The sequence below is a fragment of the Amycolatopsis sp. NPDC004368 genome (assembly GCF_053602515.1).
In genome coordinates, this window is the sequence record NZ_JBSGDT010000029.1 from 1 (window position 1) to 11,807 (window position 11,807).

The window sequence follows — 11,807 nt, forward strand, 5'->3', positions numbered from 1 at the left end:
CCCCCCGGATCATGGGTTCGACTGGGGGCGTTAGTCATGCCGGGTCTGGTGACCACAGCTCCTTGATCAGGAACTACGAAAAAGGTAACGGGGGGCCTGGCCCAGGTCGAATCGCACGTTCGAGGCGCCGGTCGTCGCGGCCAGGCCGGCGACGTCGAGGACGCCCATGGGTTGCGCGTCGAAATCGGGCAGGCCGGTGCGGGACACCGAGCGGATGTTGTCGGCCTGGACCAACCAGTCCCACTGGCCGTCGCGGCGGACCAGGCTCGGGGTGAAGAACGCGCCGCTGTCGTCGGCGGTCATCGTGCCCGTGGCGTCGGCCGGGTCGAAGAGGGCGGACAGCTCGATGGTGTCGACCCGGGCGAACTCCCGTGCGGCGGTCAACGCCGCGTACGTGGTGGCGCCGGCTTGCAGTGCCCCAGCAGCAGCGCGGGTTTGCGCGCCATCGAAGCCGCGGCGAGCGCGGTGGGGCCGACGTTGTCCACCTTGCGCACGATCCCGATGTGCGCGGCGCCGGCGCGCAACGCCGCGAGAAGCAGGTCGTCGTGCGGATCCTGCACCATCGAGATCACCAGGTCGACGGCGCCGGCCGCGGCCATCGACGCCTCGGCGTCGGCGATGTCGAACCGCACGACCTCGGCTCCCACTTCACCGGCCAGCGGACGGCCGGCGTCGGGGGACCGCCCGCCGAGAACGATCTCCAGGTCGTGGCCCGCCGCCCGGAGGTGCCGGGCCACCCAGCCTCCGACCAGTCCGTAGCCGCCGACGATCAGCACCCGAGTCATGTCCACCTCACCTTTCCGTAAGTTACTAGTAGTAAGTTACCACTCATAACTTAAGTGGTTCAAGGTGCGGCTCGGTGCCCAGGACTTCGACCTGGGACGGCGACCAGCCCGGCTCGCCTCGGTGGACGAAGGCGACCCAGGTCGCGTGGGTGCGCCTCGCCGGCTCCGCCGGCAGCGGGTCCGGCCCGAGAAGGCCCTTCGCGCCACGCAGTGCCGGCAGGTCGAGCCGAGCGAAGACGAACGGGGGCTCCACGCGGTGGCAGGCACCGAGCCGACCGTCCACAGCGGACGAACGCATCGGTGATCAACCGCGCGGTGAGCTCGCCTCCGGTTGCGCGGTGCTTGCGGCTCCGCGACCCGTCGGCGGACAGCCGACAGCAGGGCCTGCTCCGATCCCGCGTCGCCGGACGGGGCGGTGTACAGGTTCGCCTCCTCTGCGTTCGTCTCGATCAGCAGGTCGATGCCGGCGCCGGCGCCCGCGCGGACCGCGTCCGAAGGCCGGGCGGGCAGGAGTTCGCCGTCCAGCACGGGTTCGAGCGGGCTGTTCGCCAGGGCTCGGTCGACGAACGCGTGGTCGGCGTGCTCGATCGGTCCCCTCGCGTCGGCCGCTTCGAGCAGCCGGTCCTCGGTGAGCTCGGCCAGGACCGCCGCGCTCGCGAGCGCCCCGAAGGCCCGGCCGCGTCAAGCGTGAGGTGCAGCGACAACGGCAGCAGCCGCAACAGCAGAGCGCCGACCGAGTCGAACCGGAAAGTGCCGCGGCACGGGTCCAGCTCGAACGCCCCGTGTCGCGGGCTGGGCGCCGTCGTCACGTGGTGCGCCTCGCCGTCCGTGACCAGCAGCAGGTCGCCGCGGCCGAGCTCGGCCGAGCCGGACGCGGTGGTCACCGTGCAGGTGCCGGCGAGCGACCGGCGCTCGCTTCGTGACTTGAGTGTCAAGGTGGGTCGGTCAGGACCACCGCGGCAGGAGTTGGCCGCGTCGCACGAGTTCTGATCGCAGACGGGTTCGCTTCTCGTGTGCCGGCTCTTCGGTGATCGCGAACCGGGGCACGAAAATCGTCGGAAGGCGGCAGTTCCATCGGCCGAGGCAACCGGATGCCGGGTTCGCGCGTGGGATGGGCATGACGACCACAACGCCACGCCTGTTGGACGAGGACTGGTGGGATGCGCTGCCCTACGCGGTCCGGCGTCGTGACCTCCGCGGGGCCGGCGCGAAAAGGCCGCTGCCGGATCCGCCCGCGTGGCAGCGGATCTGCGCGATCGCGGTCGATCTCGTGCTGCACCTGACGGTCGCGATCGTGCTCCTGGCCGTGGCCGGAATCGACCTGCCGGACCTGGTGGTGCTGATCGGGTCGTACGTCGGGGTGTCGTTCGTCCACCGGGTCGTGCTGCAGTGGTGGTGGCGCGCGACGATCGGCCGGGCGCTGTTCGGATTGCGCAGCGCGGTGGCCACGGGGGCGAGGCCGCGCTTCGGGGCGCTGCTCACGCTGTGGGTCTTCCAGGGGCTCGTCGCGGCGACTGGCGTGCTCGGTTAGCACACCGAGGCCGGAGATCCACTGTGGACAGATACGTTCCCGAGGTCGGGTGCGCCGAGGACCTCTCCGCTCGTCGGCGACGGCGCGCCGTTCGGCATCGGTTGCCCACCGCTGGTTCGGAGGTGGTTGCGGTGGGGGTGCCGCGGTGAAGATGATCGTGCGGGCTGCTTTTCGCGCGGTCGCGGCAGCGGCCGGGTGGTGCGGCCGCACCGTCCACTGTGAAGTGTCGAGAAGGGATTCCGATGCACCGTCTCACTGTGCTCTACCGTCCGCCGGTCGACCCGGAGCACTTCCGGGAGTACTACGTCAGCACGCACCTGCCGTTGGCCGCGAAGCTGCCGGGGCTGATCCGGTCGGACTACTCGATGCAGGTGTCGGCGCTCGGTGAGGAGAACCCGTACTTCGCGGTGTTCCACGGTGACTTCGAGTCGGCCCAGGCGATGACCGCCGCGCTGGAGTCCCCGGAGGGGCAGGCCGTGGCGGGCGACGTGGCGAACTACGCGACCGGCGGCGTGGAGATGATCCATTACCCGTTGGCCTGAGCCGAACCGCACACCCCGGTCGCCGCGGACGGCATTGCGCTGCGAGCTCCACCGCGTGCGCACCGGGCGCCCGGCGAGCCGAGTCGTGACGGCCGGGAGTCACCCGGCCGTCACGACGGGGGGTTCTTCTCCAGCACCGAGCGCAGTTCCCCCAGCAAACCGTCGGGGTCGGTGCCGAACATGGCGGCGTCCACCTTTTCCACGGCCCGCACCGCTTTGCCGACCAGGTCGAGGCCTTCCGGGGTGAGCCGGACGAGTTTGGCGCGCGTGTCAGCGGTGTCGACGGTGCGGGTGAGCAGGCCTTTGGCCTCCAGGCGGGCGATGACCTGAGAGGTCATCTTGATGTCGGTGCCCGCCTGGGCGGCCAGCGTCTGCTGGCGCGGTGTGGTGCCGTGGCTTTCGAGCCACCAGCAGCACGCCAGCAGCACGAACTGCACGTGGGTCAGGTCGAGCGGCTCGAGGGTGAGCCGGATCCGCCGTTGCCACGCGAGGGTGACGTGCCAGAGCAGGAAGCCCGGGCTTTCACCCGGGCCGGAAAAGCGGGTCATCGCGCGGCGGCGCCGGTGCGTTCCGCGAAGGCGAGCAGGTCGGCCATGGCCACGGGGAAGTCTTCGCTGATCTGCGGGCCCAGTTCGGGCGCCATCGCCGCGGCGCCGGGGCCGTCGATCTCGAGGCGGTGGGTCACGGTGGTGCCGCCGTCGGCGCGACGCACCAGCGTGTGGCGGAAGCGCAGGAGCACGTCGCCGAAGCTGGTTTCGTCTTCGTACACCTCGTTTTCGACGAGTTCGGTGATGCGCGAGCGGAACGTGTCCTGGCCCTGCGGCGTGACCGAGACCTCGGTGCCCTTCGCGAACGGGCCGTGCAGCTCGAACTTGTCGCTGCGCTCGCTGAGCCGTTCGCCGCTGTGCAGAGCGCGCAGCGCCGCCCACACCGCCTCGGGAGCGGCAGTGGTGTCGGCGGAGTGGTCAGTGGTCCACATGGGAAGTCCCTTCCAGTTAGTCTGTGCGTAGACTATCTGCGCGCAGACTGATTGCCAAGGCCGGGGTCACGCGTAGCAGTCGGGGAGCCGGCCGCCGTTGTAGGCCACCATTTCCCCGAACACGCTCGCCACGTCGAGCGGCGCGCCCGGCTCCGCGCCACCGAGTTCGGCGTACGCGCGGTGCAGGTTGCCGACGACGCGTTCGGCGTCGAGCAGACCGGCGAACTCGCCGAGGTCCAGCTCGCGCGCCGCCTCGGCGGGGGCCTGGCCGTGGTCCGCCGCGTCCGCCGCGGTGCTGCAGTCGATCGGGGCGCGGTCGTGAGCGCCGTCGTCGTCACCGGCATCGGCGCGATCGCCCAGGTCGCCGGCAAGGGCCTGATGGGCCGGGTGATGAGCACGGTGGGCATGGCGCTGGTGCTCGGGCCCGCGATCGGGCCGAGCCTCGGTGGTTTCCTCATCGCGCACGCGTCGTGGCCGTGGCTGTTCGTGATCAACGTGCCGGTGGGCCTGGTGGGGCTCTGGTTCGGTTCGCGGGTGCTGCCGAAGCAGGCGGGGGGACAGCGTTCGCCGTTCGACGTTCCGGGGTTCGTGCTGATCGGGCTGGGCCTGCCGGTGCTCACGTACGTGATCAGCCAGTCGGGTGCCGCGGCCGGACCTTCCGTCGGCTGGCTCGTCGTGCTGGGTGTGGCCGGTGCCGCGCTGCTGGTGTGGTTCGCGGTGCGCTGCGCGCGGCGGCCGGAAAGCCTGCTGCGCGTGCGGCTGTTCGGCAACCCGGTGTTCGCCGCGGCGGCGTTGTCGAGCTTCTGCGCCGGGTTGCTGCAGTTCGGTGTGCTCGTGGTGTGGGCGCTGTACTTCCAGTTCGTGCGCGGCTACAGCCTCACCGAGGCCGGGGTGGCGATGATCGGGTTCGCACTGGGGTCCGCGGCGCTGCCGGTCGCGGGCCGGCTCACCGACCGCTGGGGCGGCGGGGCCGTCGCGTTCGGCGGGGCGGTGCTGAGCGTGGCCGCGCTCGTGCCGGTGGTGGTGCTGCCCGGCGGAGCGGATCTGTGGGTGCTCGAGATCTTGCTGGTACTGCTGGGAATCGGCAACGCGTTCTCGGTGGTGCCCTCGTCGACGGCGGGCTACACCGCGATCGAACCGGCCGCGATCCCCGACGCGGTCACCCAGATCAACATCCTGCTGCGGTTCGGCGGCGCGGTGGGCACGGCGCTCGTCGTGGCCGTGCTCGGCGCCCCGGCCGCCGGGGTGGCCGCACCGCCTTCGCCGTGCTCGCCGCGGCAGCTCTCGTCGCGGCTGCCGCCGCCGCGTTGTTGACCGTGACCGGGCGCCGGGCCGCGGTGTGATCGAGGAGGTTCCGATGGGTGAAGTGCTCGAACTGCCGGCCGCCGCGCCGTTCGACTTCGAGGCGAGCCTGCGCTTCATCACGCGGTTCCCCGCGATGACCGGGGAACAGGGCAGCACCGGCGGCGTGCTGGTGAAGGCACTGCGCGAGGCCGGCACGGTCGTGGGCGTCCACCTGTCGGCGGCACCCGGAGGATTGACCGCGCGGCTGTACTCCGCGGAACCCCTGTCGTCCGAAGCCCGCGAGGCGCTCCGCGACCGGCTGACGTTCTTCCTCGGCCTGGACGACGACCTCGGTGAGTTCTACTCGGTGGCCGCCGGCGACCCGCCGTTCGCCGCGGTGGTGAAGAAGCTGCACGGGTACCACCAGGTGAAGTTCCCGTCGCCGCTGGAAATGCTGTGCTGGTCGATCCTGTGCCAGCGCGTGCCCATGCCCGTGGCGCGCGGCATGAAACGCGCGATCGTCGACGCGTGCGCCAACACGATCGACATCGACGGCACCACCCACCACGCTTTCCCCGATCTCACCCAGCTGCTCGCGTTCGACGAGTCCCGGTGGCAGGAGCTGATCGGCAACAGCCGCAAGGCGGGGTACCTGCACCGCGCCCTGCCGCAGTGGGCGGAACTCGACGAGCCGTTCCTGCGCCACGGCCCCTACGACGAAGTCCGCGAGGCCCTGCTGGCCCTGCCGGGCATCGGCCCGTGGTCGGCGACGTTCATGCTGATCCGCGGACTCGGCCGCATGGAACACATGGATCCGGACCGGGAAGCGCTGAAGGCTGCGGCGCGTGTTTACGGCACCGCGGTGAACGAGGACGATTTTCGGCGGCTCGCGGATCGGTATGGGGTGTGGCGGGGGTATTGGGGGCACTACCTGCGGGTCGGGAGCTGAAGCGCCTGCCGCGGGCGGACTTCGGCGGCACGGGTGGTTTGCGGAAGTCGCAGCACCAGGTCGGCCTCGGCGCCCGCCACCCGGATGACGTCCACCGGCGCGGTGTTGTCCGCGAAGGCCGCGACGAGTGCTGCCGTCAGCACGGTGGGGGCCCAAGCGGCTGGTGATTCGTGCTGCCCGCCGCGTTGTCGGTGGCCGTCGTCAAACCGGCGCGACGCGGCGGAGTTCACCGCAAAACGGGCATCCAGCCCAAGAAGCACATCGCCCTCAAGGCCTTGACGCGGTCGAATACAGCAGCGTATTCATGATTGTATTCACCGCGGACGAGGAGGCCGAGATGCCAGAGACACGAACGATGTCCCTGGCCGAACGGGCCGTGCTCGCGCTGCGGGAACTGGTCCACGACGGCGTGCTGCTGCCGGGTCAGCCGATCCGGCAGGCGGCGATCGCGGAGCAGCTGGGGATCAGCCGCGTCCCGGTGCGGGAGGCGTTGAAGAACCTCGAAGCCGAAGGTCTCGTCGAGCCCTCGCCCAGCGGTGGGTTCGTGGTGGCGCGGCTGTCCGCCGACGAGCTGAGCCAGATCTACCTGATGCGGCGGCTGCTGGAAACCGAGCTGCTGCGCCGGATCACCTCGGTGCCCGAGGCCGAACTCGCGGCGCTCAGCGAGCTCAACGGCCGCATGGCCGAGCTGATCGACAACCCCTCCCGCGAGCTCAGGCACCTCAACCGGGAGTTCCACTTCCGGATCTTCCGGTTGTCCGGCCTGGACCACGTCGTCGCCGAGACGGCGCGGCTGTGGGACAAGACCACGCCCTACCGGCTGGTCTACAGCACCGAGCGCGCCGCCAGGGTGCGCATCGTGGACGATCACGAGAAGCTCATCGGCGCGCTGCGGCGCGGCGATGTCGACCGGTTGATCCAGTCCATGGACGACCATCGGGGCACCGGCGAGCAGAACGTCGTCTCGGTGCTCTCCCACCCCCACCGGTAGCGCCCCGGGGACCCGCGACACCGGTGTGCACGCCGGTGCGTCCCACCCTGCCCTCGGCGCGCCGCGACGTGTGCAAGGAGGCACCGTCATGACCTCTGCCCACCCTCGGTCCGCACAACTTGCCCCGCCGGAAGCCCGCAGCAGCAACGGTTACGTGACCTTCGTGGTCGTGCTGTCGTTCCTCGCCTGGGCCCTGGTGTCGATGGACAACGTGATGCTCGGCGTCGCCGTGCCCGCACTGGCGCCGGCGCTGCACCTGTCACTGTCCACAATAGAATACCTGGTCGGCGTGTTCTCGTTCGTCACCTTCGCCGCGCCGGTGCTGGCCGGACGACTGATCGACCGGATCGGGCGCCGCGCCAACTTCCAGCTTTCCCTGGTCGGCACCGGAGTTTTCGGCGGGCTGACCGCGCTGGTGGCCAACGCGTGGCAGTTCATCGTGGTGCGGCTGCTGGTCTCGACCTCCTACGGCCTCACCGAACCGGTGATCAACACCCTCGTCGCCGAAGAAGCGCCCCGCCACCGCCGCGGTGTGCTGATGGGGCTCGTGCAGGCCGGCTACCCGCTCGGCGCCGGCGTGGCGGGCACGATCGCCGCGGTGCTGCTGCCCGCCCACGGCTGGCGGCCGCTGTTCTACCTCGCCTTCGCGCCGCTGCTGCTCGTGCTCGTGGCCGGCTGGTTCCTGCGCGACTCCGCCCGCTTCAAGCAGGTCAAGGCAGCGACCGCGCGCCACGCCGTGGAGCACAAACCGGGGTGGCGCAAGCTGTTCACGCCCGAGCAGCGGCGGCAGACGATCGTCACCAGCCTGTTCGGGTTCTGCATCAACGGCGGGATCGGGTTGATCATCGGCGTGGTCACCACGTACCTCGTGCACGTCGACCACCTCTCGCTCGGCTCCGCGGCCTTCCTGTTCGGCCTGAGCAACTGGGTCGCGCTCGGCAGCCAGGTCCTGGTGGGCTGGCTCGCGGACCACGTGCCGTCGAAGTGGCTGATGACCGGCTACTCGGTGCTGGCCGCGGCGGCGCTGGCGTTGCTCGCGATCCCCGGTCTGTCGTTCACCACGGCGACGGTGAGCCTGGTGGCGTTCGGGTTCTTCGGCAACGGCACGTTCGGCTGCTACACCCGCTACACCACCGAGTCCTACCCGACCGAGCTGCGCGGCACCGGCACCTCGTTCTCGCTGGGCTGCTCGTTCCTGACGCTGTCGTTCATGCCGATCATCGGCGGCGCGCTCATCGACTCGGCGGTCCCGGCCGCGATCCCGCTGATCTCCGCCGCGCTGGTGCTGATCGGCGCCGGGGTCATGGCGTGCGGCAAGAGTTTCGCGCCACGCCGGGACCTCGACGAGCTGACCCCCTCGAAGCTGCTGACCGACTAGAGGAGCCCGCATGGCGGACCTGGAGTACACGAAATCCGACGGCATCGGCACGATCCTGCTGAACCGCCCGCACCGCAAGAACGCCTTCACCCACGAGATGATCGACGAGTGGGCGCGGATCCTCGTCGACGCGCGCACCGACCCGGACGTCCGCGTGATCGTGCTGACCGGCGCGGGTGACGCGTTCTGCTCCGGTGTCGACTTGTCGTCGATGTCAGGTGAGCGCACTCCGCTGCAACGCAAGACCCAGCTGTCCGAACGCATCCACCGCATCCCGTTCGCGCTGGAGGACCTCGACAAACCGGTGATCGCGGGGATCAACGGCGTGGCCGTCGGAGCGGGCATGGACATGGCGCTGATGTGTGACCTGAGGATCATCGCCCGGTCCGCGCGGCTGTCGGAGGGCTACATCCGGGTCGGGCTGGTTCCCGGCGACGGCGGTTGTTACTACCTGCCGAGGCTCGTGGGGCAAGCCAAGGCGCTGGAACTGCTGCTGACCGGCGACTTCATCGACGCCGAGGAGGCCGCGCGTCTCGGCATCGCCAACCACGTCGTGGACGACGACGAGCTGCCCGCGGCGGTGCACACGCTCGCCCGCAAGCTCGCCGACGCCCCGCCGATCGCGGTGCGCACCATCAAGCGGGCCGTTTACCAGTCCGCGCGCAGCGACCTGCGCACCGCGCTCGACCTGATCTCGTCGCACATGGCGGTGGTGACGTCCACGCAGGACTCGGTTGAGGCGCTCGCCGCGTTCAAGGAGAAACGGCCCGGCGCCTACGTCGGCCGCTGACCAGAAAGGAGCACCCTTGTCGTTCCAGGGTTTCGACCTGCCGGAAGACCTGAAGATGCTGTCGGACACGATCGCGGAGTTCGTGCGGGACGAGATCGTGCCCGCCGAGTCGTCCGTGCCCGGCGACGAGCGCTCGATCCCGGCCGAGCTGCTGGCACCGTTGCAGAAGAAGGCGCGCGACGCCGGGTTCTGGTGCCTGGAGGCGCCGAAGGAGTTCGGCGGCGGCGGGCTGAGCACGTTCGAGGGCACGGTGCTGGCCGAGCAGATGGCCAAGCACCGCTACAGCTTCCCGTCGCCGGGCGGGGGTGTGTTCGGGATCGAGCCGCCGGTGGTGCTGTACAAGGGAAGCCCGCACCAGATCGAGAAGTACGTGGTGCCGACGATCGAGAACGCGTGGTCGGCCTTCACCGCGATCAGCGAACCGACCGGCGGCTCGGACCCGGCCCGCGCGATCCGCACGACCGCGACCCGCGACGGCGACACCTACCGCATCAACGGGCACAAGCTCTGGACCACCGGCGCGGACTCCGCGCGCTACGGCATCGTCTACGCCCGCACCGACCGCGCCGCCGGCCGCAACGGGATCAGCGCGTTCATCGTCGACGGCGAGGTTCCCGGGATGACCGTCACCGGCGTTCCCGTGCTGCGCGATCACTGGACCACGGAGGTGGTCTTCGACGACGTGGTGGTGCCGGTGGAGAACCTCGTCGGTGAGGAGGGACAGGGGTTCGGGCTGGCGCAACAATGGCTGGTGCGCGGCCGGCTGCGCTACGCGGCGCAGGCGATCGGGGTCGCCGAGGAAGCGGTGCGGATCGCGACCGAGTGGGCCAAGTCGCGCGAGACGTTCGGCGCGCTGCTGGCGACCCGGCAGGCGGTGCAGTTCGCCATCGCCGACGCGCGGGTGCGCATCACCGCGGCCCGGCACCTGACGTGGGACGCGGCCTGGGACGCCGACCAGGGCCGCGACGCGCGGACGAAGGCGTCGGTGGCGAAGCTGTACGGCACCGAGACCGGCTTCGCCGTGGTGGACGCGATGATGCAGATCCTCGGCGGCATGGGCATGACGAAGGACCTGCCGCTGGAGCACTGGTTCCGCGGCCTGCGGGTGGCGCGGGTCGTGGAGGGGCCGAGCGAGATCCACCGGTTCCTCATCGCGCGCGACATCCTCGGCGGCGCCGCGCTGGGACGCACGTCGTGACCGCGGACCTGGGCTCGCTGCTGCGCCCGGCGTCGATCGCGATCATCGGCGCGTCGGCGACACCGGACATCATTTCCGGGCTGCCGCAACGGATCCTGGCCCAGCACCGCTACGCCGGCGCCGTGTACCCGGTGAACCCGCGCTACGACGCCATCGACGGCCTGCGCTGCTACCCCGGCATCGAGGCGGTGCCGGGTCCGGTCGACGTCGCGCTGGTGGTGGTGAACGCCGAACGCGTCAACGGGGTCGTCGCCGCGTGCGGGCGCGCCGGCGTGCGGTTCGTGGTGGTCATCAGCTCGGGCTTTGCCGAGCAGTCCGACGGCGGCGCCCGCCAGCGTGAACTGCGGGCGCTGTGCGACGCGTTCCCGGAGATGCGCGTGCTGGGGCCGAACGCCGAGGGCACGATGAACATCGTCGACACGATCCCGCTCGGCTTCAGCCCGACGATCAACTACGACCGGGGCCTCTCGCGGCTCATCAGCGGTGACGTCGCGGTGGTCGCGCAGAGCGGCGGCCTCGGGTTCGCGTTGTTCAACGACGGACTCGGCCGGGGGCTCGGGTTCAGCCACGTCGTGAGCACGGGCAACGAGGTGGACCTCGACCTCGCCGACGTGGCTGCCCACCTCGTCGGCGACCCGGCGACACGGGTGCTGCTGCTGTTCGTCGAAGGCCTGGCCGCCCCGGAACGCCTGGCGAAGATCGGCCTCGCCGCCCGCGCTCGCGGCAAGCACGTGATCCTGGCCAAGGTCGGCGCCACCGCCGCCGGCCGGCGCGCCGCCCTCGCCCACACCGCCCACGACCCGGGCGACGCGGCGGAGTTCGCCCGCGCCGTGCGGGAAGGCGGCATCGTGACGGCGGTCGACCAGGAAGCGCTCGTGGACCTGGCCATGGTGTTCTCGCGCACCCGCACTCCGGCGGGTCGCCGCGTCGGCGTCGTGACCACCTCGGGTGGCGCGGGCACGTGGCTCGCGGACGATCTCGTGTCGGCGGGCCTGGACGTGCCGGTGCTCGGCCCGGCCGTGCAGGAGCGCCTGCGAGCCTTGATCCCGGCGTACGGCAGCGCGGCGAACCCCGTGGACACCACGGCGCAGGTGCTCAGCCGCGGAGGGGTGGCGCCGGTGCTGCGGCTGGTCGCCGACAGCGGGGAGGTCGATGTGCTGGTGCTGGTCGCGACGCTCGCGGACGCCAAACAGCTGGAGCGGGAGGCGGTGGAGCTGACCGCGCTGGCTTCCGAGGTGCCGTTGGTGGTCTACAGCTACACGCGGCCTTGTGCCCGGAGCCTGGAGCTGGCGCAGGAGCTGGGGATCGCGTGTTTCACGAGTGGACGCCGGACTGCCGCGGCGGTGGCGGCGTTGGCGGGTGGGGTGGTGGCCGGCTGAC

At 70.9% G+C, this 11,807-nt stretch carries 15 protein-coding genes; 9 read left to right on the top strand and 6 right to left on the bottom strand.

Annotation, left to right across the window (positions count from 1 at the left end):
- Nucleotides 1–66: 66 nt before the first annotated feature.
- The 3 genes from ACWEOE_RS31115 to ACWEOE_RS31125 form a co-directional block, all read right to left on the bottom strand.
- On the bottom strand, nt 67–384 hold the full coding sequence (locus ACWEOE_RS31115) for a hypothetical protein (RefSeq protein ID WP_452015417.1): 318 nt from the start codon (nt 382–384) through the stop codon (nt 67–69).
- A complete protein-coding gene (locus ACWEOE_RS31120; RefSeq protein ID WP_452015419.1) occupies nt 381–785 on the bottom strand; it encodes a saccharopine dehydrogenase NADP-binding domain-containing protein in 405 nt (134 codons plus the stop codon). The genes ACWEOE_RS31115 and ACWEOE_RS31120 overlap by 4 nt, the downstream gene beginning before the upstream one ends.
- A 449-nt stretch (nt 786–1,234) precedes the next feature.
- Complete coding sequence (locus tag ACWEOE_RS31125) at nt 1,235–1,720, bottom strand: hypothetical protein (protein WP_452015421.1); 486 nt, start codon at nt 1,718–1,720, stop codon at nt 1,235–1,237.
- A gap of 182 nt (nt 1,721–1,902) precedes the next feature.
- Between ACWEOE_RS31125 and ACWEOE_RS31130 the strand changes: the two genes are divergently transcribed.
- Together ACWEOE_RS31130 and ACWEOE_RS31135 are read left to right on the top strand one after the other, a co-directional pair.
- Complete coding sequence (locus ACWEOE_RS31130; RefSeq protein ID WP_452015423.1) at nt 1,903–2,316, top strand: RDD family protein; 414 nt, start codon at nt 1,903–1,905, stop codon at nt 2,314–2,316.
- 242 nt (nt 2,317–2,558) lie between these two features.
- Nucleotides 2,559–2,858, top strand: coding sequence for an EthD family reductase (locus ACWEOE_RS31135; protein WP_452015425.1), 300 nt, complete (start codon nt 2,559–2,561; stop codon nt 2,856–2,858).
- Nucleotides 2,859–2,968: 110 nt separating this feature from the next.
- Here the strand turns inward: ACWEOE_RS31135 and ACWEOE_RS31140 are convergent, their stop codons facing one another.
- A complete protein-coding gene (locus ACWEOE_RS31140) occupies nt 2,969–3,406 on the bottom strand; it encodes a MarR family winged helix-turn-helix transcriptional regulator (protein WP_452015427.1) in 438 nt (145 codons plus the stop codon).
- On the bottom strand, nt 3,403–3,837 hold the full coding sequence (locus tag ACWEOE_RS31145) for an SRPBCC family protein (protein WP_452015429.1): 435 nt from the start codon (nt 3,835–3,837) through the stop codon (nt 3,403–3,405). The genes ACWEOE_RS31140 and ACWEOE_RS31145 overlap by 4 nt, the downstream gene beginning before the upstream one ends.
- A 180-nt stretch (nt 3,838–4,017) precedes the next feature.
- On the opposite strand from ACWEOE_RS31145, the gene ACWEOE_RS31150 reads away from it, so the two are divergent.
- Nucleotides 4,018–5,151 carry an MFS transporter gene (locus ACWEOE_RS31150; RefSeq protein ID WP_452015431.1) on the top strand — a complete coding sequence of 378 codons (1,134 nt, stop codon included), beginning with the start codon at nt 4,018–4,020 and terminating at the stop codon, nt 5,149–5,151.
- A 43-nt stretch (nt 5,152–5,194) separates the two neighbouring features.
- Entirely contained in the window at nt 5,195–6,070 is an 876-nt protein-coding gene (locus ACWEOE_RS31155) for a DNA-3-methyladenine glycosylase family protein (protein ID WP_452015433.1), read from the top strand.
- On the opposite strand, the gene ACWEOE_RS31160 is transcribed toward ACWEOE_RS31155, so the two are convergent.
- Entirely contained in the window at nt 6,049–6,300 is a 252-nt protein-coding gene (locus ACWEOE_RS31160) for a hypothetical protein (RefSeq protein ID WP_452015435.1), read from the bottom strand. The two genes, ACWEOE_RS31155 and ACWEOE_RS31160, sit on opposite strands and share 22 nt — an antisense overlap.
- Nucleotides 6,301–6,407: 107 nt before the next feature.
- Here ACWEOE_RS31160 and ACWEOE_RS31165 point away from each other — a divergent pair, with 107 nt between their 5' ends.
- The 5 genes from ACWEOE_RS31165 (at nt 6,408) to ACWEOE_RS31185 (ending at nt 11,806) form a co-directional block, all read left to right on the top strand.
- Nucleotides 6,408–7,061 (top strand): GntR family transcriptional regulator, encoded by a 654-nt coding sequence (locus tag ACWEOE_RS31165; RefSeq protein ID WP_452015437.1) that lies wholly within the window; start codon nt 6,408–6,410, stop codon nt 7,059–7,061.
- Between the two features lie 88 nt (nt 7,062–7,149).
- Nucleotides 7,150–8,439 carry an MFS transporter gene (locus ACWEOE_RS31170; RefSeq protein ID WP_452015439.1) on the top strand — a complete coding sequence of 430 codons (1,290 nt, stop codon included), beginning with the start codon at nt 7,150–7,152 and terminating at the stop codon, nt 8,437–8,439.
- Between the two features lie 10 nt (nt 8,440–8,449).
- Nucleotides 8,450–9,229, top strand: coding sequence for an enoyl-CoA hydratase/isomerase family protein (locus ACWEOE_RS31175; protein WP_452015441.1), 780 nt, complete (start codon nt 8,450–8,452; stop codon nt 9,227–9,229).
- A gap of 16 nt (nt 9,230–9,245) precedes the next feature.
- Nucleotides 9,246–10,427, top strand: a complete 1,182-nt coding sequence (locus ACWEOE_RS31180) for an acyl-CoA dehydrogenase family protein (RefSeq protein WP_452015443.1) — start codon at nt 9,246–9,248, stop codon at nt 10,425–10,427.
- Nucleotides 10,424–11,806 carry a CoA-binding protein gene (locus ACWEOE_RS31185; protein ID WP_452015445.1) on the top strand — a complete coding sequence of 461 codons (1,383 nt, stop codon included), beginning with the start codon at nt 10,424–10,426 and terminating at the stop codon, nt 11,804–11,806. The genes ACWEOE_RS31180 and ACWEOE_RS31185 overlap by 4 nt, the downstream gene beginning before the upstream one ends.
- Nucleotide 11,807 lies beyond the last annotated feature (1 nt).

Bases quoted from the DNA above. Each gene is read 5' to 3' on its own strand.
- ACWEOE_RS31140 (WP_452015427.1), bottom strand. From the start codon at position 3,406: ATGACCCGCTTTTCCGGCCCGGGTGAAAGCCCGGGCTTCCTGCTCTGG.
- ACWEOE_RS31135 (WP_452015425.1), top strand. From the start codon at position 2,559: ATGCACCGTCTCACTGTGCTCTACCGTCCGCCGGTCGACCCGGAGCAC.
- ACWEOE_RS31170 (WP_452015439.1), top strand. From the start codon at position 7,150: ATGACCTCTGCCCACCCTCGGTCCGCACAACTTGCCCCGCCGGAAGCC.
- ACWEOE_RS31145 (WP_452015429.1), bottom strand. From the start codon at position 3,837: ATGTGGACCACTGACCACTCCGCCGACACCACTGCCGCTCCCGAGGCG.
- ACWEOE_RS31175 (WP_452015441.1), top strand. From the start codon at position 8,450: ATGGCGGACCTGGAGTACACGAAATCCGACGGCATCGGCACGATCCTG.
- ACWEOE_RS31155 (WP_452015433.1), top strand. From the start codon at position 5,195: ATGGGTGAAGTGCTCGAACTGCCGGCCGCCGCGCCGTTCGACTTCGAG.
- ACWEOE_RS31120 (WP_452015419.1), bottom strand. From the start codon at position 785: ATGACTCGGGTGCTGATCGTCGGCGGCTACGGACTGGTCGGAGGCTGG.
- ACWEOE_RS31130 (WP_452015423.1), top strand. From the start codon at position 1,903: ATGACGACCACAACGCCACGCCTGTTGGACGAGGACTGGTGGGATGCG.
- ACWEOE_RS31165 (WP_452015437.1), top strand. From the start codon at position 6,408: ATGCCAGAGACACGAACGATGTCCCTGGCCGAACGGGCCGTGCTCGCG.